Annotated in this window: 24 protein-coding genes; 11 read left to right on the top strand and 13 right to left on the bottom strand. The window is 72.6% G+C overall.

The window, feature by feature from the left end; all coding sequences use genetic code 11:
* Nucleotides 1-429: a hypothetical protein gene (locus tag OF852_RS02120; protein ID WP_271120166.1), complete on the bottom strand. Its 429-nt coding sequence runs from the start codon at nucleotides 427-429 to the stop codon at nucleotides 1-3.
* A gap of 165 nt (nucleotides 430-594) precedes the next feature.
* Here OF852_RS02120 and OF852_RS02115 point away from each other — a divergent pair, with 165 nt between their 5' ends.
* The 4 genes from OF852_RS02115 to OF852_RS02100 all read left to right on the top strand — a co-directional run bounded on the left by OF852_RS02115 (nucleotide 595) and on the right by OF852_RS02100 (nucleotide 3937).
* Nucleotides 595-1833, top strand: a complete 1239-nt coding sequence (locus tag OF852_RS02115; protein WP_271120165.1) for an extracellular solute-binding protein — start codon at nucleotides 595-597, stop codon at nucleotides 1831-1833.
* Complete coding sequence (locus OF852_RS02110; protein WP_271120164.1) at nucleotides 1823-2746, top strand: carbohydrate ABC transporter permease; 924 nt, start codon at nucleotides 1823-1825, stop codon at nucleotides 2744-2746. Before OF852_RS02115 ends, OF852_RS02110 begins: the two co-directional genes overlap by 11 nt.
* Before the next feature lies 1 nt (nucleotide 2747).
* On the top strand, nucleotides 2748-3620 hold the full coding sequence (locus OF852_RS02105; protein WP_271120163.1) for a carbohydrate ABC transporter permease: 873 nt from the start codon (nucleotides 2748-2750) through the stop codon (nucleotides 3618-3620).
* A gap of 122 nt (nucleotides 3621-3742) precedes the next feature.
* Nucleotides 3743-3937 (top strand): hypothetical protein, encoded by a 195-nt coding sequence (locus OF852_RS02100; protein WP_271120162.1) that lies wholly within the window; start codon nucleotides 3743-3745, stop codon nucleotides 3935-3937.
* A 90-nt stretch (nucleotides 3938-4027) separates the two neighbouring features.
* On the opposite strand, the gene rpsO is transcribed toward OF852_RS02100, so the two are convergent.
* Together rpsO and OF852_RS02090 are read right to left on the bottom strand one after the other, a co-directional pair.
* The gene (gene rpsO / locus OF852_RS02095) at nucleotides 4028-4297 is read right to left on the bottom strand and encodes a 30S ribosomal protein S15 (RefSeq protein WP_271120161.1); all 270 of its coding nucleotides are present in this window, start codon (nucleotides 4295-4297) and stop codon (nucleotides 4028-4030) included.
* A gap of 92 nt (nucleotides 4298-4389) precedes the next feature.
* Nucleotides 4390-4839 (bottom strand): VanZ family protein, encoded by a 450-nt coding sequence (locus OF852_RS02090; protein WP_271120160.1) that lies wholly within the window; start codon nucleotides 4837-4839, stop codon nucleotides 4390-4392.
* A 116-nt stretch (nucleotides 4840-4955) separates the two neighbouring features.
* On the opposite strand from OF852_RS02090, the gene OF852_RS02085 reads away from it, so the two are divergent.
* Nucleotides 4956-6143, top strand: coding sequence for a MarP family serine protease (locus OF852_RS02085; RefSeq protein WP_271120159.1), 1188 nt, complete (start codon nucleotides 4956-4958; stop codon nucleotides 6141-6143).
* Between the two features lie 137 nt (nucleotides 6144-6280).
* On the top strand, nucleotides 6281-7378 hold the full coding sequence (locus tag OF852_RS02080) for a hypothetical protein (protein WP_271120158.1): 1098 nt from the start codon (nucleotides 6281-6283) through the stop codon (nucleotides 7376-7378).
* A 13-nt stretch (nucleotides 7379-7391) separates the two neighbouring features.
* Here OF852_RS02080 and OF852_RS02075 read toward each other — a convergent pair whose 3' ends face one another.
* From OF852_RS02075 to OF852_RS02060, 4 genes are all read right to left on the bottom strand, one after another.
* Entirely contained in the window at nucleotides 7392-8624 is a 1233-nt protein-coding gene (locus tag OF852_RS02075) for a PrsW family intramembrane metalloprotease (RefSeq protein ID WP_271120157.1), read from the bottom strand.
* A gap of 41 nt (nucleotides 8625-8665) precedes the next feature.
* Complete coding sequence (locus tag OF852_RS02070; RefSeq protein WP_271120156.1) at nucleotides 8666-9439, bottom strand: hypothetical protein; 774 nt, start codon at nucleotides 9437-9439, stop codon at nucleotides 8666-8668.
* A gap of 105 nt (nucleotides 9440-9544) precedes the next feature.
* Complete coding sequence (locus OF852_RS02065) at nucleotides 9545-10156, bottom strand: hypothetical protein (protein ID WP_271120155.1); 612 nt, start codon at nucleotides 10154-10156, stop codon at nucleotides 9545-9547.
* 76 nt (nucleotides 10157-10232) lie between these two features.
* On the bottom strand, nucleotides 10233-11651 hold the full coding sequence (locus tag OF852_RS02060; protein WP_271120154.1) for an FAD-binding oxidoreductase: 1419 nt from the start codon (nucleotides 11649-11651) through the stop codon (nucleotides 10233-10235).
* A 38-nt stretch (nucleotides 11652-11689) separates the two neighbouring features.
* Between OF852_RS02060 and OF852_RS02055 the strand changes: the two genes are divergently transcribed.
* Together OF852_RS02055 and OF852_RS02050 are read left to right on the top strand one after the other, a co-directional pair.
* A complete protein-coding gene (locus OF852_RS02055; protein WP_271120153.1) occupies nucleotides 11690-12181 on the top strand; it encodes a DUF6328 family protein in 492 nt (163 codons plus the stop codon).
* The gene (locus OF852_RS02050) at nucleotides 12181-13167 is read left to right on the top strand and encodes a YihY/virulence factor BrkB family protein (RefSeq protein WP_271120152.1); all 987 of its coding nucleotides are present in this window, start codon (nucleotides 12181-12183) and stop codon (nucleotides 13165-13167) included. The genes OF852_RS02055 and OF852_RS02050 overlap by 1 nt, the downstream gene beginning before the upstream one ends.
* On the opposite strand, the gene OF852_RS02045 is transcribed toward OF852_RS02050, so the two are convergent.
* Nucleotides 13164-13493, bottom strand: coding sequence for a DUF7882 family protein (locus OF852_RS02045; protein WP_271120151.1), 330 nt, complete (start codon nucleotides 13491-13493; stop codon nucleotides 13164-13166). The genes OF852_RS02050 and OF852_RS02045 overlap by 4 nt on opposite strands.
* A gap of 130 nt (nucleotides 13494-13623) precedes the next feature.
* Between OF852_RS02045 and OF852_RS02040 the strand changes: the two genes are divergently transcribed.
* On the top strand, nucleotides 13624-13890 hold the full coding sequence (locus OF852_RS02040; protein ID WP_271120150.1) for a DUF7218 family protein: 267 nt from the start codon (nucleotides 13624-13626) through the stop codon (nucleotides 13888-13890).
* Between the two features lie 112 nt (nucleotides 13891-14002).
* Here OF852_RS02040 and ku read toward each other — a convergent pair whose 3' ends face one another.
* Nucleotides 14003-14920, bottom strand: coding sequence for a non-homologous end joining protein Ku (gene ku, locus OF852_RS02035; RefSeq protein ID WP_271120149.1), 918 nt, complete (start codon nucleotides 14918-14920; stop codon nucleotides 14003-14005).
* A 58-nt stretch (nucleotides 14921-14978) separates the two neighbouring features.
* Here ku and ligD (OF852_RS14020) point away from each other — a divergent pair, with 58 nt between their 5' ends.
* Both ligD (OF852_RS14020) and ligD (OF852_RS14015) read left to right on the top strand, forming a co-directional pair.
* Nucleotides 14979-15881, top strand: a complete 903-nt coding sequence (gene ligD, locus OF852_RS14020; protein WP_442908639.1) for a non-homologous end-joining DNA ligase — start codon at nucleotides 14979-14981, stop codon at nucleotides 15879-15881.
* Nucleotides 15841-17370: a non-homologous end-joining DNA ligase gene (ligD, locus tag OF852_RS14015; protein WP_442908655.1), complete on the top strand. Its 1530-nt coding sequence runs from the start codon at nucleotides 15841-15843 to the stop codon at nucleotides 17368-17370. Before ligD (OF852_RS14020) ends, ligD (OF852_RS14015) begins: the two co-directional genes overlap by 41 nt.
* Here the strand turns inward: ligD (OF852_RS14015) and OF852_RS02025 are convergent.
* The 4 genes from OF852_RS02025 to OF852_RS02010 form a co-directional block, all read right to left on the bottom strand.
* Nucleotides 17364-18116: a CPBP family intramembrane glutamic endopeptidase gene (locus OF852_RS02025; protein ID WP_333781465.1), complete on the bottom strand. Its 753-nt coding sequence runs from the start codon at nucleotides 18114-18116 to the stop codon at nucleotides 17364-17366. The two genes, ligD (OF852_RS14015) and OF852_RS02025, sit on opposite strands and share 7 nt — an antisense overlap.
* A gap of 71 nt (nucleotides 18117-18187) precedes the next feature.
* Entirely contained in the window at nucleotides 18188-19804 is a 1617-nt protein-coding gene (locus tag OF852_RS02020) for an aspartate ammonia-lyase (RefSeq protein WP_271120148.1), read from the bottom strand.
* 101 nt (nucleotides 19805-19905) lie between these two features.
* Nucleotides 19906-20115, bottom strand: coding sequence for a hypothetical protein (locus OF852_RS02015; RefSeq protein ID WP_271120147.1), 210 nt, complete (start codon nucleotides 20113-20115; stop codon nucleotides 19906-19908).
* Nucleotides 20112-21260, bottom strand: a complete 1149-nt coding sequence (locus OF852_RS02010) for an inorganic phosphate transporter (protein ID WP_271120146.1) — start codon at nucleotides 21258-21260, stop codon at nucleotides 20112-20114. Before OF852_RS02010 ends, OF852_RS02015 begins: the two co-directional genes overlap by 4 nt.
* Nucleotides 21261-21279 lie beyond the last annotated feature (19 nt).

Here is a 21279-nt window from a genome sequence, read left to right as displayed (position 1 = left end):
TCAGCGCACCGCGCCCATGAGCAGGTCGACGCGGATGCCGTGCCGCGTCTCGACGATCGAGACCGGGATGCGGGGCTTGTCGCCGCGATCCTCGATCCGCCTGAGGTTCTCGTCGACCACCGACTCGAGCCCCCGCGGCACGGCGCCGACGACGCCGGAGACCCGCGTGCCGAGGAACAGCCGCACCGGGATCGGCGCGTCGACCCGCTCCTCCGCCATGCCCCGGGCCGAGATCGCGGTCGTCGCCTCGGCGGCGCCCTGCTCGAGCACGCCGCGGAGCTCCTCCTGGCAGGGGTCGCTCGCGGCGAGGCGGATGGTCACGCGGGCGTTCTTCGCGGCGAGGTCGTAGCCGTAGTCGTCGAAGGATCCCGAGCCCTGGTCGTGCTTGGGGAGGCCGGGGTCGCTGAGCCGTGCTCGCCAGAACGCCATGACCCGATGCTAGCCGCGGTGCTTGACGTCCCCCAGTTCGCGGGCCACAGTTAGGCAGGCGTACTTACAAACGTCGTCGGGGTCGGCTAGGAAACGACCTCGCGGCGGGTGCGCACCCCGGGACCGGTTCCGCGATCCCGGCACGCCAGACAGTGAGGAACTCGCATGCACAGCACGGCACGACGCCTCGGCGTCGCCGCGACCGCCGGGATCACGGCCCTCGCCCTCAGCTCCTGCGGCTTCGGCGGCGGCGGCTCGGCAGACGGCGGATCGAGCAGCATCGATCTGCTCGTCCCCAGCTACTCCGACGCCACCCAGGGCCTCTGGGAGGAGATCATCGACGGCTTCGAGGCCGACAACCCCGGCACCACGGTGAACCTCGAGGTCCAGTCCTGGGACAACCTCAACGACGTCGTCACGACGAAGATCCAGGCCGGCCAGGCGCCCGACATCATGAACGGCGGGCCCTTCGCCGGCTTCGCCGCCGACGAGCTGCTCTACCCCGCCGAGGAGGTCGTGAGCCCCGAGACCCTCGCCGACTTCCAGGACGCCTTCCTCGAGAACGCGAGCGTCGGCGACACCGTCTACGGCCTCCCGTTCATCGCCTCGGCGCGCGCCCTCTTCGTCAACGACGCGCTCCTCGAGGAGGCGGGCGTCGAGACCCCCGCCACCTGGGACGAGCTGCGGGATGCCGCGACCGCCGTGAGCGGGCTCGGCGGCGGCGTCGCGGGCTACGGGATGCCGCTCGGCTCCGAGGAGGCGCAGGCGGAGGCCGCCGTCTGGTTCTACGGCGGCGGCGGGACCTTCGGCGACGAGTCGGAGATCACGATCGACACCCCCGAGAACCTCGCGGCCGCGGAGGCCATGAAGGCGATGATCGACGCGGGCGCCACCCAGGCCGACCCCGGCGCGACCGACCGCAGCCCGCTCTTCGACATCTTCGTGCAGGGCAAGATCGGCATGCAGATCGGCCTGCCGCCGAGCGTCGGCCAGATCGAGGAGGGGAATCCGGAGCTCGAGTACACGATCGCGCCGATCCCGACCGACGACGGCTCGCCCTTCACCCTCGGCGTCGCCGACCACCTCATGGCGTTCCAGAACGACGGCGACAAGCAGGAGGCGATCACGGCCTTCCTCGACTACGTCTACTCGGCCGAGGTCTACACGCCGTGGGTGCAGGGCGAGGGCTTCCTCCCCACCACGAAGTCGGGGGCCGAGGCGCTCGCGGGCGAGGAGGCGCTGCAGCCCTTCCTCGAGGCGCTGCCCGATGCGCAGTTCTACCCCTCGACGAACCCGCGCTGGTCGGCGACCGACGCCGCGTTCAAGTCGCTGCTCGGCACCATCGCGACGGATCCGGCCGAGGACGTCCTCGCCGCGATCCAGTCGCAGGTCGATGCGGGCTGAGGCCCGCTCGCTGCCGGCGAGACCCGCCCGTCCCCGGGGGCGCGAGCTGCTGCTCGCGCTCCCGTGGATCGGGCCCGCGCTCCTGCTCATCGCGGGCGTCGTGGTCTTCCCCGCCGCGCTCATGTTCTTCAACTCCACCCGCGAGATCTCGATCAGCGGGATCGACCAGGGCTCCGCCGGCCTCGACAACTACGCCGAGCTCCTCGCCTTCCCCGCCTTCTGGCCGATCGTCGGCCGCACGATCGTCTGGGTGGTCGTCGTCACGGCCGTGACGCTCGTCATCTCCCTCGCGCTCGCGCAGCTGCTCGACAAGGCCTTCCCCGGCCGACGGATCGTGCGGGCGGCCGTCATCATCCCCTGGGCGGCGAGCGTCGTCATGACGACCCTCGTCTTCTACTACGGGCTCGAGCCCTACTTCGGCATCGTCAACACCTTCCTCGTCGACGTGGGCCTCATCGACACCCCGCAGGGCTACGGCTGGACGAAGAACCCCGAGACGGCCTTCGGCTGGTCGCTCGTCGTCGGCGTCTTCGTCTCGCTCCCCTTCGTGACCTACACCCTCCTCGCCGGCCTCCAGTCGGTGTCCCGCGAGGTCCTCGAGGCGGCCGACATGGACGGCGCGAGCCCCTGGCGGCGCTATCTCGGCGTCGTGCTGCCCCAGCTGCGGCCGGCCATCGCGATCGCGACGCTCATCATGATCATCAACGTCTTCAACTCGCTCCCGATCCTGCGGACCATGACCGGATCGCTCCCGGGCTACGAGGCGGACACGATCATGACGCTCATCTTCAAGTACATCCAGACGCAGCACCGACTGGACGTCGCGAGCGCCCTCAGCGTCGTCGGCTTCCTCATCGTCATGGCGATCGTCGCCGTCTACCTGCGCGTCGTGCGCCCGATGCGGGAGGACTGACATGACCGCCGCCACCGTCCGCCGTCGGCGGTACACCGCCGACCAGGTCCCGGCGAGCCGGGTCGCGCTCCGGATGCTCCTCGGCGCGATCGTGCTCCTCGTGTTCGTGCTCCCCTACGCGGTCATGCTGCTGGGCTCGGTGAAGACGAAGGCCGAGATCCGCTCGGTCGATCCGAGCTACCTCCCCCGCGAGTGGCATCTCGAGAACTACCTCACGATGTGGTCGACCCCCGAGACGCCGCTCGTGCAGAACCTCGTCTCGACGCTGGTCATCTCCATCTGCGCGACGCTCCTCGTGCTCGCCGTCTCCCTGCCGGCCGCCTACTACACGGCCCGCGTGCGCTTCCCGGGCCGCCTCGCGTTCCTGTTCCTCGTGATCGTGACCCAGATGCTCCAGCCGGCGGTGCTCACCTCCGGGCTCTTCCGGGAGTTCTTCGCCCTGGGGCTCATCGACACCTGGCTCGCGATGATCCTCGTCAACGCCGCCTTCAACCTCTCCTTCGCGGTCTGGATCATGCACAGCTTCTTCTCGACCCTCCCGAAGGAGCTCGACGAGGCCGCGCAGCTCGACGGCGCCGGCCGGATCGCCGTGCTCCTGCGCATCGACCTGCCGCTCGTCGTCCCCGGGATCGTGACCGCCGTCGTCTTCACCTTCGTGGCCTGCTGGAACGAGTTCGCGGCCTCGCTCGTGCTCCTCTCGACGGCGGGCAACCAGCCGCTCTCGGTCGCGCTCACCAAGTTCGTCGGGCAGTACGAGACGAGCTGGCACTACGTGTTCGGCGTGAGCATCGTCGCGATCGTGCCCGTCGTGATCCTCTTCGTGGCGATCGAGAAGCGGCTCGTCGGCGGGCTCACGGCGGGCAGCGTGAAGTAGGCGAAGGCCCGGGGGCCACCCCGCGAAGACGGGGGCCCGGACGACGCCCCCGGGGCCGGGCGCGGAGCTATCCTGGGGGCATCGTCACCGCGCGCCCCGGCGTCGCACCCCGGGAGCCCAGCATGACCGACCACGCGCCGCCGCCGCGCGAGCACCTCCACGAGGTGCCCGCGATCCGGCACGACGCCGCGATCCCGGCGAGTCCGCCGCTCGAGGTCGCCGCATCCCCCGTCCGCCGCATCGCCACCGTGGTGAGCCTGAGCGTGCTCGGCGCCCTCATCGTGATCGGCGCCGGCATCTCGCTGCTCACGACCTGAGCCGCCGCCGCCCGAGACGACCGAGGCCGTCACCCCGTGGGGGCGACGGCCTCGGTGAAGAAGATCGCGGTGTCGATCGACGCGGCGCGCCTAGCGGCGGAGGCCGAGGCGCTCGATGAGCGAGCGGTAGCGCGCGATGTCGATCTCCTGGAGGTAGCCCAGGAGGCGACGGCGCTGGCCGACGAGGAGCAGCAGGCCGCGACGCGAGTGGTGGTCGTGCTTGTGCTCCTTGAGGTGCTCGGTGAGGTCCTTGATCCGACGCGTGAGCAGGGCGACCTGGACCTCGGGGGATCCGGTGTCTCCGGGCTGCGTGGCGTACTCGTCGATGATCGCCTTCTTGACGTCTGCGTTCAGGCCCATATGCGGTCCCCATTCCTCTCGTTGCGCGGTGCCGGGCACCTGCTGTGCCGGCTCTCTTGATCCGCGGCCGTCGTGACGGCAACCTGGCAATGCTACCAGCCCGGGCGAGCCCGCTCGGCACGAGCGCGGCGCTTCCGCCGCGGGCGCGTCCACCGCAGGGCGACGAGGACGCCGAGGAGCCCGCCGAGCGAGTTCGCGACGATGTCGCGCGGATCGCTCACCCGATCCGGCAGGAGGAGCTGCGCCGCCTCGATCGCGCAGGTCATCGCGAGCCCGAGCAGCACCGCGAGCACCCACCGGCGACGACCGAGGAGGAGCAGGAAGAACAGCCCCGCCGGCACGAACATGAGGATGTTGGCCGCGAACTCGACGCCGGAGTACGTCACCCACGCGGTCGCCGGGTGCCGGTCGAGCTCCTCGAGCACCCGCCGCAGGAGCCCGTCGCCGTGATCGTCGAGCGGCTGCGGGCCGAGCGTCAGCCACCCCACCACGGCGAGGTACGCGAGCGTGATCGCGCTGAGGACCGGGTGGCGGCGGAACATCCCGCCATCCTGCCCTGCCTCGAGCCCCGATCCGCACAAACTGCGCCGGGCCGGAGACCCTAGGCTCGATCGCGCCGGAGCGCGCCCGCGCCCGGCCGGCCCACCCGAGGACCCGGATGCTCATCGCCATCGTGCTCGACATCGCGCTCGTCCTCGTGCTCCTGAGCTATCTCGTGATCGGCTGGAAGGGCGGCTTCGCGCGCACCCTCGCGGTGATCGTCGGCCTTCTGCTCGGCGCCGCCCTCGCGTTCCTCGCGATCCCGATCGTCGTCGCGATCGTGCCGGCGCCCGAGTGGCGCGGGGTGGCGGCGCTGGGGCTCGCGATCGGGCTGCTCGCGGGCGGGCACGCCGTCGGCGACCTCGTCGGCTCGAGCGTCCGCGGCGCGGTCCGCGCGAAGCCGCTCGCCGCGATCGACCGGCTGCTCGGCGCGCTGCTCTCGCTCGTCGCGGTCGCCCTCACGAGCTCGCTCGTGCTCGGCAGCGTCGGCGCGATCGGGATGCCGCTGCTCTCGAACGCGGTCGCGGGCTCCGGCGTCCTCCGCACGATCGAGCGCCTGACGCCCGATCCCGTGGACGGCGCGCTCGCCCGGATCCGCGCCGCCGTGCTCGACGACGGCCTGCCGAGCATCGCCGACGCGCTCGGCGGGGTGTCCCGCTCCCCCGGCGCCCCGACGCTCGAGGGCACGGGGCCCGGCTTCGAGGCGGCGGCGGCCTCCGTCGTCCGCGTCGGCGGCACGGCCTACGCCTGCGGTCAGAACCAGACGGGCTCGGGCTTCGTCGTCGCGCCCGACCGGGTCGTCACGAACGCGCACGTCGTCGCGGGGGTCGAGCGGCCCGTCGTCGAGCGGCGGGACGGCGGCGCCGTGGAGGGGCGGGTGGTGCTGTTCGACGCCGAGACCGACCTCGCCGTGATCGCGACCGACGGCCTCGGCCTCCCCGCCATCGCGCTCGCCGCGACGCCCGCGCGCGGGGACCGGGGCGCCGTCCTCGGCTATCCCTACGGCGGCCCCTTCACGGTCGGCGGCGCGGAGGTCCTCGCCGTGACCAGCGAGCGCGTGGACGACATCTACGGCGCACGCGGCACGAGACGCGAGGTCGCGACGCTCGCCGCCGTGGTCGAGCCGGGGAACTCCGGCGGGCCGCTGCTCACGCTCGAGGGCGAGGTCGCCGGCGTGGTCTTCGCGGAGAGCTCGGCCGACCCGGAGCTCGGCTACGCGATGACGGATGCCGAGCTCGGGCCCGTCGCAGCGGCGGCGGCAGGGCTGTCCCGCCCCGTCGTCTCCGGCCGCTGCACGCGCGGCTGACCGGCATCCGGCCCTTGACTCGCCCGGCCGACGGGTGCACCCTGGAGGCAGAACAGCTGATCGCCCAGGAGCGCCGGAGTCATCGACCCGCCACTGGGCGATCAGTCTGTGCGGCCCCGCGGTGCTTGGATGGGCGCGTGACCCGCACGCTCGACACCCGCCCCCTCACCGAGCCCGTCGACCCGGAGGCGGTCCGCGCCTTCAAGCGCGAGGCGGTCGCGGCCGGCCGCGCACCGGCCTCCCCGGTTCTCGGGCAGCTCCTCGGCCTCCTCGTCGGCCTTCCCGTGGCGCTCCTCGTCCTCGGCAACGTCGTCGGCGGCTTCACAAGGGTCGTGGGCGCCATGGCGACCGGCGAGGCCTCGGCCTCGCGCCTGCTCCCCATGTCGATCAGCGCGATCGCGGCGATCGGCATCACGGCCATCGGCGCCGCCGTCGTGGTCCGCGCGGTCCGCGGCGTCGGCCGCGGCGGACGGTGGACGCGCTGGTACCGGCTCGACCGCTTCGCCGCCGCGAACGGCCTCCTCTTCACCCCGCGCTCGCACGGTCCCGGCTATCCCGGCGCGATCTTCGGCCAGGGCTCGGAGCGGACGGTGCACGAGCACCTCCGCACGGAATCGGGGCGCTACATCGATCTCGGCGACTACAGCTACGTCACCGGGTCCGGCAAGAACCGGACGACGCACCGCTGGGGCTTCCTCGCGATGCACCTCGACCGGAAGCTCCCCCACATGGTGCTCGATGCCCGGGCGAACAACGGGCTGTTCGGGAGCACCAACCTCCCCGCGTCCTTCCGGCGCGATCAGGTGCTGAGCCTCGAGGGCGACTTCGACCGGCACTTCACGCTCTACTGCCCGACGGAGTACGAGCGGGATGCGCTCTACGTCTTCACGCCCGACCTCATGGCCCTGCTCATCGACGAGGCCGCGCCCTACGACGTCGAGATCGTCGACGACTGGCTGTTCGTCTACCGCTCGCGCGGCTTCGGTTCGGGCGACCCCGCGGTCTACGAGCGGCTGTTCCGGATCGTCGACACGGTCGGCGCGAAGACCGTCCGCCAGACGGTGCGCTACGCCGACGAGCGGATCGGCGACCGGAGCCTGGATGTCGTGGCGGCGCCCGGCCGGCGGCTGCGGCGCGGCGTCCCCGTGGTCCTCATCGTCGTCGCCGGCGTGTTCGTGCTGGGCTGGGTCCTCCAGCCGCTGCTCGCCGTCCTCGGCGCGCTCGCGGGCCGCTGAGCCCGCCGCCGGCTCAGCCGGTGGGACGCCCTGCGAGCAGCGCGCGCCGCGAGTGCGTGATCGCCGCGAGCAGCTCGGCCTGGTCGACCTGCGCGCCGATGCGGTCGCGGTCGGCGACGATCCGCTGACGGGCGAAGGCGAGACGCGTCGCATCCCGGATGTAGGCGCGCATCACCGGCTCGACGCCGTTCCGACCGGCCCAGGCGAGCGCCGTCCGGCGTCCCTGCGGCGTGCCGAGGATCGCGACCTCGTCGGGGTTGATCCAGCCGGCCTCCGCGTACTCGGCGAGGCGCGCCATCGTGAGCCGCGCCTCGTGGCGGCGCAGCGCGTGCACCACCGCGACGCCGATCGCGAAGAGCGGCACCTGCACGATGAGGTAGTAGCCGAAGAAGTCGCTCACGAAGAACAGCGCGCCGTTCCAGAGCGCGTGGAGGAGGATCGCCGGCACCAGCCCGAGGAGCGCGAAGCCGAGCCCCGCCCAGACGCTCCCCCAGCGGTGCGCCGCCCAGCCGAGCGCGAGCCCCGTCATGCTCGTGAACATCACGTGCGCGAACGGGGACAGCACGCCTCGGACGAAGAAGACCATGACGACATCCGCATCGATGCCGCCGGACTCCGCGAGCTGGCCGCCGAAATAGAGGATGTTCTCGGTGAAGGCGAAGCCCGCCGCCGTGATCGCCGCGTAGACGATGCCGTCGACGGGGCCGTCGAAGTGGCGCCGCGCAGCCAGGTAGATGAGCAGGACGCCCAGGCCCTTCGCCGCCTCCTCGACGACGGGCGCCTGGACCGCCGCCTGCACGAACTGGAATCCGGGATCGGATCGGTCGACGCCCGTGCCCTGGATCGAGAACTGCACGCCGAGGTCGAAGACGAGCGCGGTCACGACCGAGACGCCGCCGCCCCACAGGAAGCCGAAGACGAGCGCCGAGCGCGGCTCCGGCTCCCAGCGGTCGATCCAGCGGATGCCGAGGAGCACGATCACGAGCGGCACGAGCGCCAGGAGGCCGCCGACCACGACGAGGCCGGGCCCGAAGGCGAGCATCAGGTAGCCGAGGACGAGGGCCGCCGCGATCGAGCCGATGACGATGCCGACGACCGCGAGGCCCACGAGCGAGCCCCGACGCGGCGGCGCCTGGAGCATCCCGGGCTGCGCCGGCTGCGCCGTCTCGGCGCGGACCTCGGACGGCGCCGACATCGGCGCGACGCTCGAGCTGTTCAGCTGGTACCGGGGATCGGGGGAGCTCACGCGCGCCACACTATCGCGGGCGGGAGCGCTCCCCGGCCTGGTCAGCGCTGCTGCTCGCGGAGGATCGCGAGCGCGCGGCTCACCCGGTCGCGGAGCCCCGGGACGGCGCGCCGCGCCGGGATCCTCGCGCGCTCGAGGAGCGCCAGCACCTCACGGCGCTGCTGCTCGTGCACCGTGCGCCGGGCCTCGGCGCGCGCGAGATCGGCACGGTGCCCCACGATGGCCGCCGCGAGCGCGAGCAGGGCGACGACGATGCCGATGCCGACCGCCCAGGCCGCACCGTCGAGGCCGGTCGCGAGCACGAGCGCGGAGACGAGCACAATCGCGACGCCCGCCCAGCGCAGCAGGAGCGAGGCCCGGAAGCGCTGCTCGCGGCGCCGGTCGGCTCTCGCGAGCCGCGCCTCGAATGCGGCCAGCTCGTCCGCGTCGAGGACGAGCGGGATCCGGTCGCGGAGGTCGCGGCGAAGCCGGGCGTAGGCCGGCCGCTCGCGCCGCACCGCGGCGAAGGCGGCCACCAGGCTCGTCACGAGCACGGCCGCCCAGACGAGGGCGAGGAGGGCGAGGCCGGGACCGAGGCCCTCGATCTTCGCCGCGGCGCGCAGGGCGACGTCCGCCCCGACGGCGGTCAGCACCGCGATGAGGGAGGCCACCGCGACCGTCCAGGTCGTCTCGCGGGCGCGTGAGCGCGTGAGCTGCTCGAGGTCCTCGTCCTCGCGCGCGGTGCGCAGATCGAGCGTGCCCGTCACGGCATCCGCCACGAGGAGGACGAGGGTCGAGAGCGCCGCGAAGAGGAAGGCGAGCATCGCGGGGGTCATGCCGCCGCGCTCCGCGTGCGGCGCGTCGAGGCGTCGAGCATGAGGACAGTCTAGGTTCGGCGCCCTGACGCAGCGGTCCGACGCGACGTCGGCCGGGGCCGGCGCCTAGGCGGCGTCGACCGCGGTCGCGACGCGCGCGCCGCGGCCCGCGCGGGCGGAGCGCGCCAGGGGCACCTGCTCGAAGACGCCAGAGCGGATCGCCTGGAACACCTCGACGGCGGCCTGCGCGAGCCGACCATGGCTGGACGGGCGACGACGCCCCGCCGGCGCGTACGACAGCACGAGCGCCGCGCCGTCGTCGACGATCCGCGCGCCCATCGAGGCGGCCCAGGCGCCCACGGCATCCGCGACGACCGGGTCGCTCGACTGCACCATGACGCCCTCGCCGCGGTGCACGGGGCGAGAGGCCCGGAGCAGCGCGCGGGCGATGAGTCCGGGGCCGAGATACGAGACCACCTGCTCGTCGGAGATCCAGCCGGGCACCCCGAGCACATCGCGGTGATCGAGAAGGAGGAGCTGCTCGAGCTCGCCGCCCTGATCGCGCCAGGCGACGCGGTCGCCGCGCGTGAAGCCGACGGTCTCGGGGCCGTTCGCGTCGACGACGCCGACGACGAAGCCGCGGCCGCGGAGCGTCGGGCGGATGCGGAGCTGACCCGCCTGCGGACGCTGTGCGAAGCCGCGGACGGCAGATGCCTGGTGGTGCGTGATCTGAGTCATAACCGGGTCTGGGATCCCCTCTGTCACCAGCATGCAACGGGAGACCCCGGGTTCGTATTCCGCGCTCAGGAACCTTTCAGATGGCCTTCCCCGGATTGAGGATGCCGAGCGGGTCGAAGGCCGCCTTCACCCGACGCTGCAGCGCGAGCTGCGAGGCGCCGAGCTCCTCCTCGAGCCAGCGCCGCTTCAGGATGCCCACGCCGTGCTCGCCCGTGAGCGTCCCGCCGAGCTCGAGGCAGGCGCGGAACAGCTCGTCCGCCGCCGCCCAGATCGCGGACGGCACCTCCTCGGATCCGCTCGACATGCCGTGCGGCACCACCAGGTTCGGGTGCAGATTGCCGTCGCCCGCGTGCGCGACCGTCGGGATCGCGATGCCGTGTCGGCGGCCGATCTCCTCGACCCGTGCGAGCATCTCGCCGAGCCGGCTCCGCGGCACCGAGACGTCCTCGATGAGGACCGTCCCGCGGCGCTCCATCGCCGGGTGGAATGCTCGTCGGACCGTGAAGAGCCGCTCCCCCTCCGCCGGGTCGTCGGTCCGGCGCGTCGAGGCGCCGCCCGCCTCGAGCACCGCGCGGATCGCCTCGATCTCGGCCGCCGCATCCCGGCCGTCCGCCTGCACCAGGAGGACCGCATCCTCACCGCCGAGGCCCAGCGACGGCAGGAGGCCGGCCTCGCCGCGGGCGGCGAAGAGCTCGGCGATCGCGCGGACGGCAGGCGCATCGAGCAGCTCCATGACCGCGGGGCGGGCGCCGGCCGCCATGATGCGGGATGCCGCGTCCGCCGCAGCGGGTGCGTCGGCGAAGCCCGCCACGAGGGTCGACACGCCGCCCGCGGGCCGCCGACGGAGCCGCACGGTCGCCTCGACGATCACGGCCAGCGTGCCCTCGGAGCCGACGAGCAGGGCCGTGAGGTCGAGACCCGTGACGCCCTTCACGGTGCGGCGGCCGGTCTCGAGCAGCGAGCCGTCGGCGAGCACCGCGCGGAGCCCGAGCACCGCCTCGCGCGTGACCCCGTACTTCACGCAGAGCAGCCCGCCCGCGTTCGTCGCGATGTTGCCGCCGATCGTCGAGATCGCGCGGCTCGCCGGATCGGGCGCGAACCAGAGCCCCGTCGCCTCGAGCGCCCGGTCGAGATCGCCGTTGACGACACCCGGCTCGACGACGGCGAGCTCGTCCTCCACCGAGACCTCGAGGATGCGGTCCATGCGGGCGAGGGACAGCACCAGCTCCCCGCCCGAGCCGATCGCGCCGCCCGCGAGCCCGGTGCCGGCGCCGCGCGGCACCACCGGGATCCGGTGCCGGCTCGCGAAGCGCATCGTCTCCTGCACGTCGTCGATCGAGCGCGCCTCCACGAGCGCGAGCGGCGCCGCGCCAGAGCGGTGCCCGGAGCGATCGGCACGCGCCTGCTCGAGCACGGCAGGGTCCACCGAGACGGCGTCCCCGAGCCGGGTGCGGAGCTCCACGAGCAGTGCGTCAGCTGGCAGGGCCTCGTCCATCCGCCCAGCCTAGGCGCGGCCGACGGTACGATTCCGTGATGGCCGAGGATCGCGTGGACGCCGTGCCGGGCGACGGCCGGGACGAGACGCAGGGCGAGCGGCTCGATCGGAACTGGACCGAGATCCTGCAGGAGCTCCGCGTCACGCAGACGGGCACGCAGATCCTCACCGGATTCCTCCTCGCGCTCGCCTTCCAGCCCCGCTTCGCCGACCTTGACGGGGTGCAGGTCGTCACGTATCTCGTGCTCGTGGTGCTCGCCGTGCTCGCCACCGTGCTCGCCCTCGCACCCGTGAGCCTCCACCGCTCGCTCTTCCGCCGCCGCGCGAAGGAGGGCATCGTGGACATCGCCGACATCGTCCTGCAGATCACGCTCGCGGCCGTCGCGCTGCTTCTCGCCGGAACCGCGATGCTCATCTTCGACGTCGTCGCGGGCCGCGTCGCGGGAGTCGTCGCCGGTGCGGCGGCGCTCCTCGTCATCGTGCTGGTGTGGCGCACGCTGCCCGCATTCGCCCGGCGGCGGCGCGGCTGATGCGGCGACGGCTCCCTCGCGGCGCGCGCCGCGCCGTGCTGCGTCGTGCCGCGCACGGGTTCCTCCGGCACCGGGGGCTCGACGCGGCCGCGGCCCTCACCTTCTTCGCGACGCTGAGCGCCCTCCCCGCGACCCTCGTCGTCGTCTCCGGGTTCGCGCTCGCGCAGGATCGCGACCGTGCCACCAGGGAGCTCTCGAGCCTCATCGGCACCTTCGCGGGGGATGCCGGCGCCACGGCCGTCGAGGGCGCGGTCGGCGAGCTCCTCGGCCTCCGCAACCCGGGGCTCGGCCTGGCGGTGGGGCTCGTGCTCCTGCTCTGGAGCGTCTCCGGCTACGCGACCGCCTTCGGCCGGGCCGTCAACACCGTCCACGAGGCGCACGAGGGGCGGCAGCTCTGGCGCTTCCGGGGGACGATGCTGCTGCTCGCGGCGGTCCTCATCGCGCTCGGCGCGGTCGTCGCCGCGAGCCTGCTCATCACGCCGGCCGCCGCCGACTCCATCAGCGGCGGACGCGGCTGGGACCCGCTCGCGACGGGCGTGTGGAGCGTCGCGCGGTGGGCGCTCCTGCCGGTGGCGCTGCTCTCGATCCTCTCGCTCCTGCACGGCGTCGCCCCGAACGTGCGCCTCCCGGGTCGCCGCTACGCGACGTCCGGGGCGCTCGTCTCGCTCGGGCTCTGGGCGGTCGCCACCACCGGCTTCGCCGCCTACGCGGTCCTCATCGGCGGCTACTCCTCGATCTACGGCGGGCTGGGCCTCGGGCTCGTCGCACTGCTCTGGCTCTACGTCAGCAACCTGTCGGTGGTCCTCGGTGCCGAGATCGACGGCGAGATCATCCGCCTCGCGCGCCTCCTCGACGACGAGGACGCGGAAGAGCACACCGGGCTGCCGGTCCGCGACACGACCCGGCTGCACATGATCGCGCGGCAGCAGCGCGCCGACATCGAGGAGAGCGCCAGGATCCGGCGCGAGGCGCGCGAGCTCGGCTAGTCCTGCGTGAGCGGCGAGACCGCCGAGATCGACGGCTCGTCGACGAGCTGCATGCCGCCGTTGCTGTTCGCCGACTGGGTCAGCTGCTCGAGCCACGAGCGGTTGAGCTCGATCGCGCGCCCGCCGAAGTACTTGAAGAGGATCGGCACGCCCGGCCCGATCCACACGGCGCTGCGCCCGTCGCCGATCGCCGGATCGTCCTTCCAGTTGAGGAAGAAGCCCTCGCCGCGGCGCAGCTTCGACGAGACCACCGCCTGCACGTGGGCGAGCACGCGGTCGTCCATGGCGATCTCGTTCTTGAGACCCCCGTAGATGAGCTTGCCCATGCCCGACCTCCTCGTGATCCGCGCGCGTCATGATTATCGCCTGAGGATCGACGCCGCGCGAAACCGGCGCGCGTAGCGTGACCGTCGGATGCGTCCGGATGCAGCCGGCATCCGGCGGGAGGGAGCTGACATGCCCGGGAAGAAGAACGCGAGCCTCAAGGACCCGGAGCTCTACGAGAAGCTCCGCGACGACGGCGCCTCGAAGGAGAAGGCCGCGCGCATCTCGAACGCCGCGGCCGCCGAGGGACGCTCGAAGGTGGGCGAGCGCGGTGGCGAGTCCGCCTCCTACGAGGACTGGACGGTCGCGGATCTCCGGTCCCGCGCGAAGGAGCTCGGCCTCTCCGGCTACTCCGACGCGCGCAAGGCGGACCTGGTCCGCATGCTCCGCGACCACTGAGTCCCGGCCCCCGTCGGAAACTCAGGACTCCGCGGCGAGCCGCGTGTCCACCTCGACGGGCGACGGGATGCGCCGGCGGAGGACTCCTGAGTTTCCGACGGCGGCCCGCGGGTCAGCTCGCGCGCTTCCGCGCGGACTTCGCCTTCGCCGGGGCCTTCTTCGCGGCCGGCTTCTTGGCGGTGGCCGTCGTCGCCGGGCTCGTCTGCGACGCGGCGGGCTTTCGCGTCTGAGCGGGCTTCTGCTTCGCGCTCGAGCGTCGCGACTCGACGCTCCGCTTGAGCGCCTCCATGAGGTCGAGCACCTCGCCGCCCTCGTCGTCCGCGGCGCCGAAGGTCGCGTCCGTGTCGATCGACTCGCCCTGCTCGAGCTTCGCATCGACGAGCTTGCGCAGCTGCTCCTGGTACTCGTCGGTGAAGCGCTCCGGGCTGAAGTCCGAGGCGAAGCTCTCGATGAGCTGCCGCGACATCTCGCGCTCCTTCTGGCTGATCCGGGGGTGCTCGTCGAGCGCCGGGAAGGCCGCCTCCCGGACCTCGTCGTCCCACAGGAGCGTCTGGAGCAGGAGCACGTCGCCGTGGACGCGCAGGGCGGCGAGTCGCGTCCGCTGCCGGAGCGCCAGGTGCACGATCGCGGTGCGCTCGGCGTCCTCGAGCGTGCGGCGGAGCAGCGCGTAGGCCTTGATCGAGCTCGAGTCCGGCGCCAGGAAGTAGCTGCGGTCGAGTCGGATCTGGTCGATCTGCTCGCTCGGCACGAACTCGACGACGTCGATCTCGTGGCTCCGCTCGACCGGCAGCGCGTCGAGGTCGTCGCGCGTCAGCACGACCGTCTCCTCGCCGTCGTCGTAGGCGCGGTCGATGTGCTCGTAGTCCACGGCCTTGCCGCACACCTCGCAGCGGCGCTGATACCGGATCCGGCCGCCGTCCGCGTCGTGGACCTGATGCAGCGGAAGGTCGTGGTCCTCCGTCGCGGAGTACAGCTTCACCGGGACGTTGACGAGCCCGAAGCTGAGCGAGCCCTTCCAGATCGCGCGCATGCTCCGATGTTCCTCCGAGCGCGCCACCCGCACCCGGCGTTCGGAGGAACATCGGAGCATGGCCGAGCAGCGGATCGAGGTGCGCGTCGGCGGTCATCGCCTGCAGCTCACGAACCTCGACAAGGTGCTCTACCCGGAGACCGGCACGACGAAGCGCGACGTGCTCGACTACCTCGCCTCCGTCTCGGAGTGGATGCTCCCCCACATCGCCGGCCGCCCGGCGACCCGGAAGCGCTGGGTCGACGGGGTCGGCACGGCCGACGCGCCGGGCGAGGTGTTCTTCCAGAAGGACCTCGGGGATGCGGCGCCCGCCTGGGTGCGCCGCCGCGGCATCCAGCACACGGAGCGCGAGGCGGTGTACCCGCTCGTCGACGACCTCGCGACGCTCACCTGGCTCGGTCAGATGGCGGCGCTCGAGATCCACGTTCCGCAGTGGCGCTTCGGCCGGAACGGGACGCCGAGAAGGCCGGACCGGCTCGTGCTCGACCTCGATCCCGGCGAGGGCGCGGGGCTGCCCGAGTGCGTCGAGGTCGCGGGGCTCGCGCGGGCGATCCTCCGCGACGTCGGCCTCGATCCGCGTCCCGTGACGAGCGGCAGCAAGGGCGTGCACCTCTACGCGGCGCTCGACGGCTCGCGCACGAGCGAGCAGATCTCGGCCTTCGCGCACGAGCTGGCGCGCGCCCTGGAGGCCGACCGCCCGGAGCTCGTCGTGAGCGGGATGCGGAAGGCCGACCGGCGCGGGAAGGTGCTCGTCGACTGGAGTCAGAACAGCGCGTCGAAGACGACGATCGCGCCGTACTCGCTGCGCGGCCGCACGCGGCCGACGGTGGCGGCACCGCGCACCTGGCGCGAGCTCGCCTCGCCCTCGCTCGAGCAGCTCGAGTACCCCGAGGTGCTGCGGCGCCTGCGACGGAGAGGAGATCCGCTCGCCGACCTCTCGGCGGGCCATCCACCCCGATGAGCAGCTCGACGAGTACCGGGCGAAGCGCGACGCCGCACGGACGCCGGAGCCCTTCGGGGACGAGTCCGCCCGGGCGCGCCGTGCCGGCGGGGATGCGGCACCGCGCTTCGTGATCCAGCGGCACGAGGCGCGCCGGCTGCACTTCGACTTCCGGCTCGAGCACGACGGGGTGCTCGCGAGCTGGGCGCTCCCGAAGGGCGTGCCCGAGGACCCGGCGGCGAACCATCTCGCGGTGCGGACCGAGGACCACCCGCTCGACTACGGGCGCTTCGAGGGTGAGATCCCGGCGGGCGCGTACGGCGCCGGACGCGTCGCGATCTGGGACGAGGGCGAGATCGAGCTCGAGAAGTGGCGCGACGACGAGGTCATCGCGGTGCTGCACGGACGCCGTGGCACGCACCGCTACGCGCTCATCCGCACGCGCGGGGACGACTGGCTCATCCACCTCATGGAGGCCGACGGGCACGGGACCCGCCGACGGGCGGCCCCGACCCGCACCGCCCCGGCCGCCGGCTCGACGTCGATCCGCCCGATGCTCGCGAGCAGCGGCACGCCCGAGTCGATCGACGACGACGGCTCCTGGGTCCTCGAGATGAAATGGGACGGCTACCGTGCCATCGCGACCGTACGCGACGGCGAGCTGTCGCTCCGCTCGCGGAACGGGCTCGAGCTCCTCCCCCGCTTCCCCGAGCTCGCCGTGCTCGCCGATCGGGTGGACGGGGATGTCGTCCTCGACGGCGAGATCGTCGCGCCCGACGCCCGCGGGCGACCCGACTTCGCCCGGCTGCAGGAGCGGGCCGGCCTCACGCGCCCCCGCGAGGTCGAGCGGGCGCGGCGCCGCATCCCCGTCCAGCTCCTCCTCTTCGATGCGCTCGAGCTCGACGGCGAGTCGATCGCCGCACTCCCGTATCACGAGCGGCGGGCCCGGCTCGAGGCCGCGGTCCGCAGCGAGGCACCCGTCCTCGTGCCGCCCGATGCGGGCGAGGACCTCGATGCGGCGCTCGCGCTCAGCCGGGAGCTCGGGCTCGAGGGCGTCATGGCGAAGCGCGCCGACAGCCCGTATCGCGCCGGACGCCGTTCGCGCGACTGGCTGAAGCTGCCGCACCGGCTTGCGCAGGAGGTCGTCGTCATCGGCTGGCGCCCGGCACGCGGCGCACGCGACGGCGGCATCGGCTCGCTGCTGCTCGCCACCCCCCGCGGCGGACAGCTGCGCTACGCGGGCCGCGTGGGCACCGGGTTCCGCGATCGCGACCTCGCGGAGGCCTCGCGCCGGCTCGCGCGCATCGCCCGGAAGACGCCTCCCGTCGACGACGTGCCCGACGCCGACGCCCGGGATGCGAACTGGGTCTCCGCCCGGCTCGTCGCCGAGGTCGAGCTGCACGGCCTCACCCGGGAGGGTCGAGTCCGGCAGGCGTCCTGGCGCGGGTGGCGCGACGACAAATCGCCCGAGGAGGTGCGGCCGGCGCGCACGGCCCGCCCGGGTCAGTAGATGAAGATCGGCAGCCAGTCGCGGTGGTGGGCGTGGACGATCGCGAGGAACACGAGCGCGTCGAAGAGCAGGTGCACCGCGAGGACGTAGCCGAGCGAGCGCGTCTTCGAGAAGAGGTAGCCCTGGAGCAGCGCGAAGGGGAAGGTCAGCAGCGGGCCCCACTCGCGGTAGCCGAGCTCCCAGAGGAAGGAGACGAAGATCACCGCCTGGAGGAGGTTCGCCTGCCAGACGGGGAAGTGCCGGCGCAGCAGCGCGAAGCAGGTGCAGATGAAGAACAGCTCGTCCCAGGTGCCGACGGCGTTCACGCCGACGAAGAAGCGGAAGAGCTCGCCCGCGTCCTCGAGCGCCGGCCAGTTCTCGTAGGCGCCCGAGCGGATGAAGTAGAACGGCAGGATCAGCCAGCCGAGCGCCGGGACCGCGACGAGGTAGGCGATCTCGCCCGGCGTCTTCCGCTCGCGGGAGCGCCACGGGAAGGTGATCGCCCGGCGCCGGTACACGAGCCGGTCGAGGAGGAAGGGCACGAGCACCGCGAGACCCAGCGTGAGCCCGATCCGGATGAAGGACGGCCAGCTGACATCGGCGACGACCGAGGTGGTCGAGACGATCCCGATCCCGATCCCGATGAGGAGGAGGTCGCGGAACAGCTCGCGGGAGACGAACCAGGCCGAGATGAGGCCCGCCGCGAGCAGCGGATAGCCGACGAGCGGCTGGAGGAAGCCGAACAGCGCGAGCGCGGAGAGCGACACGAGGGCCGCGGGAAGGAGCGCGAGCGTCGGGCGCGAGGTTGCCGTCCCGGGCGCCGCAGGCGGCGGGGAGCTCAGCGCTCCTCCTCGAGCGCCCTGCGAACGGCCTCCAGGTCGAGCGCGCTCGTGACCGGCACGAGCCCGCTGAGCCGCTCCGGCCTGAGGACCCGGGCCACGTCCTCCGCCGTCATGAGTCCCGCCTCGACGACGAGCTCCGCGATGGAGGCGTTCGTCGTCAGCGCGGTGTGGGCGAGCGCGGCAGAGGCGGCGTACCCGATGTAGGGGGTGAGCGCCGTCACGACGCCGACGCTCGACTCGACCTGGCGGCTCAGCCGCTCGGTGTTGGCCGTGATGCCGTCGATGCAGTTGATCCGCAGCGTGCGGCAGGCGTTCGTCATCCAGGAGAGCGACTGGAGGATCGAGTGCGCGATGACCGGCTCGAAGGCGTTGAGCTGCAGCTGCCCGCCCTCGGCCGCCGCGGTGACCGTCGCATCCGCGCCGATGACGCTGAAGGCCACCTGGTTGACGACCTCCGGGATGACCGGGTTCACCTTGCCGGGCATGATGCTCGAACCCGCCTGGCGGGGCGGCAGGTTGATCTCGCCGAGGCCGGCCTGCGGCCCCGAGGAGATGAGGCGGAGGTCGTTGCAGATCTTCGAGAGCTTCACGGCGGCGCGCTTGAGGATGCCGGAGAGCGTCATGAAGATCCCCGCGTCGCTCGTCGCCTCGATGAGGTCGAGCGCCGTCTCCATCCGGAGGCCCGTGACCTCCTCGAGGTGCCGGCGCACCGAGTCCGCGTACCGGGGGTCGGCCGTGATGCCGGTGCCGATCGCGGTGGCGCCGAGGTTGATCTCGTTGAGCCACGGGATCGCCTCGCCGAGCCGGTCCGCATCCTCCTGCAGCGTGTGGGCGAAGCCCGAGAACTCCTGTCCGAGGGTCATCGGCACCGCATCCTGGAGCTGGGTGCGCCCGACCTTGAGGATGTCGTTGAACTCGACGCCCTTCGCCGCGAAGCTCGCCTGGAGCTTCGCGTGCTCGTCGAGGAGGCGGATGACGCCGAAGACCATCGCGAGCTTGATCGCCGTCGGGTACACGTCGTTCGTCGACTGGCTGCGGTTGACGTCGTCGATCGGGTGGAGGTGGCGGTAGTCGCCCTTCTCGTGCCCCATCATCTCGAGGCCAGCGTTCGCGATGACCTCGTTCGTGTTCATGTTCGTGCTCGTGCCGGCGCCGCCCTGGATGGCGCCCACGACGAACTGCTCGTGGAGCTCGCCGGCGATGATCCGCTCGCAGACGGCATCGATGATCTCCGCCTTGTGCGGCTCGAGGGCGCCGAGCTCGCGGTTCGCGCGGGCGGACGCCTGCTTGACGCGGGCGAGCGCGCGCACCAGGTCCGGGTAGTTGCTGATCGCGCGGCGGGTGATCGGGAAGTTCACGAGCGCCCGCGCGGTGTGCACCCCCCAGTACGCCTCCGCCGGGACCTCGACCTCGCCGAGCGAGTCCTTCTCGGTGCGGGTGGATCCCGAGTGCTCGAGCAGCTCGGTGGCGTGGCTCGGGCCGGTCGTGCCGAAGTTCTCGTCCCCCACGATCAGCTCCTCGTCGGCGTCCAGCCGGATCGTCGCCATGCGGACCGTGTCCGTCGGGCGCGAGTCCGTGAACTTCGTCTCATCCTCGTGGGATGCGTTCGACATCGGCGGGATCTCCTTCGACTCGGCGGTGACTCGAGTCTAGGCGGCACGGCGGCGGGAGCCCATGCCGAATCCGGCATGGATGCGGGGCCGCCGCGCGTCGATCAGGCCGCGAGGAGCGCGTGCAGCACGATGAGCGCCACGCCGCCCAGCGCCGCGAGGCCGCAGAGGGCGAACATGAGCCGCGAGACCGGCCTGCGCCACGACGCCTCGCCGTCCGCGAGCCGCAGCCCGAGCGAGAACAGCAGCACGACGAGGCACGCGCCCGCGAGCGCGCTCGCGATGACGATGACGAACGCCGTCCAGTCGATCATGCGCCGCCCTTCCGCTTGCGGCGCTTGGGCCGCACGATCATGCCGGGCTCGACCGTGTCGAGGTTGCGGTGGTCGACCGCGTCGCGGCGCGAGTAGAGGAAGATGCCGCCGATCGCCGCGAGCGCGAAGGCCGCGTCCAGCACCACCCCGATCGGCCCGAGTCCCGCGATGAGCGCCATGACGGCGGCGATCGCGCCCGCGGACGGGATCGTGATGAGCCAGCCGATCGCGATGCGGCCCGCCGTGCCCCAGCGCACGGAGGCGCCCTTGCGGCCGAGGCCCGTCCCGATGACGGAGCCCGACGCGACCTGGGTCGTGGAGAGCGCGAAGCCGGAGGCGCTCGAGGCGAGGATCGTCGCGGTCGTCGCCGACTCGGCCGCGAAGCCCTGCGCGGGCTCGACCTCGGTGATGCCCTTGCCGAGGGTGCGGATGATGCGCCAGCCGCCCGAGTAGGTGCCCGCCGCGATCGCGATGGCGCAGGCGACCACGACCCAGAGCTGCGGGCCCGTGCCGCCCTCCTGGAATCCCGCCGCGATGAGGGTCAGGGTGATGACGCCCATCGTCTTCTGGGCGTCGTTCGTGCCGTGCGCGAGCGAGACGAGCGAGGAGGTGAAGATCTGGCCGCGCTTGAACCCGTCCCGCTCGCGCTTGCGCGTGATGGAGTACGCGATCTTCGTCACGACGAAGGCGATGAAGCCGGCCGTGAGCGGCGCGAGCACCGCGGGGATGACGATCTTGGACAGCAGGACGCCCGGATCGATCGCCCCGAAGCCGGCGCCGACGACCGCCGCGCCGATGAGGCCGCCGAAGAGCGCATGGCTGGAGGACGAGGGGAGGCCGAGCAGCCAGGTGAAGAGGTTCCACACGATCGCGCCGATGAGTCCGGCGAAGATGAGCGTCGGCGTGATCTGCACGCCGCCGTCGCCCTCGCGGATGAGCCCGCCGGAGATCGTCTTGGCGACCTCGGTGCTCAGGAAGGCGCCGATGAGGTTGAGGATCGCCGCGAGCGCGACGGCCGTCTTCGGCTTGAGGGCACCGGTCGCGATCGGGGTCGCCATCGCGTTGGCCGTGTCATGGAAGCCGTTGGTGAAGTCGAAGAAGAGAGCCAGCGCGATGACCAGCGCGACCATGAGCGTGATGTCCACTGACTCGATCCAAACAGCT

It is taken from the genome of Homoserinibacter sp. YIM 151385 (assembly GCF_027912415.1).
Taxonomy (GTDB): domain Bacteria; phylum Actinomycetota; class Actinomycetes; order Actinomycetales; family Microbacteriaceae; genus Schumannella.
This window is presented reverse-complemented; position numbering and strand designations above follow the sequence as displayed.

Bases quoted from the DNA above. Each gene is read 5' to 3' on its own strand.
- OF852_RS02115 (WP_271120165.1), top strand. From the start codon at position 595: ATGCACAGCACGGCACGACGCCTCGGCGTCGCCGCGACCGCCGGGATC.
- OF852_RS02040 (WP_271120150.1), top strand. From the start codon at position 13,624: ATGCCCGGGAAGAAGAACGCGAGCCTCAAGGACCCGGAGCTCTACGAG.
- OF852_RS02065 (WP_271120155.1), bottom strand. From the start codon at position 10,156: ATGACTCAGATCACGCACCACCAGGCATCTGCCGTCCGCGGCTTCGCA.
- OF852_RS02105 (WP_271120163.1), top strand. From the start codon at position 2,748: ATGACCGCCGCCACCGTCCGCCGTCGGCGGTACACCGCCGACCAGGTC.
- ligD (WP_442908639.1), top strand. From the start codon at position 14,979: ATGGCCGAGCAGCGGATCGAGGTGCGCGTCGGCGGTCATCGCCTGCAG.
- OF852_RS02015 (WP_271120147.1), bottom strand. From the start codon at position 20,115: ATGATCGACTGGACGGCGTTCGTCATCGTCATCGCGAGCGCGCTCGCG.
- OF852_RS02070 (WP_271120156.1), bottom strand. From the start codon at position 9,439: ATGACCCCCGCGATGCTCGCCTTCCTCTTCGCGGCGCTCTCGACCCTC.
- OF852_RS02110 (WP_271120164.1), top strand. From the start codon at position 1,823: ATGCGGGCTGAGGCCCGCTCGCTGCCGGCGAGACCCGCCCGTCCCCGG.
- OF852_RS02100 (WP_271120162.1), top strand. From the start codon at position 3,743: ATGACCGACCACGCGCCGCCGCCGCGCGAGCACCTCCACGAGGTGCCC.
- OF852_RS02055 (WP_271120153.1), top strand. From the start codon at position 11,690: ATGGCCGAGGATCGCGTGGACGCCGTGCCGGGCGACGGCCGGGACGAG.
- OF852_RS02050 (WP_271120152.1), top strand. From the start codon at position 12,181: ATGCGGCGACGGCTCCCTCGCGGCGCGCGCCGCGCCGTGCTGCGTCGT.
- OF852_RS02090 (WP_271120160.1), bottom strand. From the start codon at position 4,839: ATGTTCCGCCGCCACCCGGTCCTCAGCGCGATCACGCTCGCGTACCTC.
- OF852_RS02045 (WP_271120151.1), bottom strand. From the start codon at position 13,493: ATGGGCAAGCTCATCTACGGGGGTCTCAAGAACGAGATCGCCATGGAC.
- OF852_RS02120 (WP_271120166.1), bottom strand. From the start codon at position 429: ATGGCGTTCTGGCGAGCACGGCTCAGCGACCCCGGCCTCCCCAAGCAC.
- OF852_RS02060 (WP_271120154.1), bottom strand. From the start codon at position 11,651: ATGGACGAGGCCCTGCCAGCTGACGCACTGCTCGTGGAGCTCCGCACC.
- OF852_RS02020 (WP_271120148.1), bottom strand. From the start codon at position 19,804: ATGTCGAACGCATCCCACGAGGATGAGACGAAGTTCACGGACTCGCGC.
- ku (WP_271120149.1), bottom strand. From the start codon at position 14,920: ATGCGCGCGATCTGGAAGGGCTCGCTCAGCTTCGGGCTCGTCAACGTC.
- OF852_RS02085 (WP_271120159.1), top strand. From the start codon at position 4,956: ATGCTCATCGCCATCGTGCTCGACATCGCGCTCGTCCTCGTGCTCCTG.
- rpsO (WP_271120161.1), bottom strand. From the start codon at position 4,297: ATGGGCCTGAACGCAGACGTCAAGAAGGCGATCATCGACGAGTACGCC.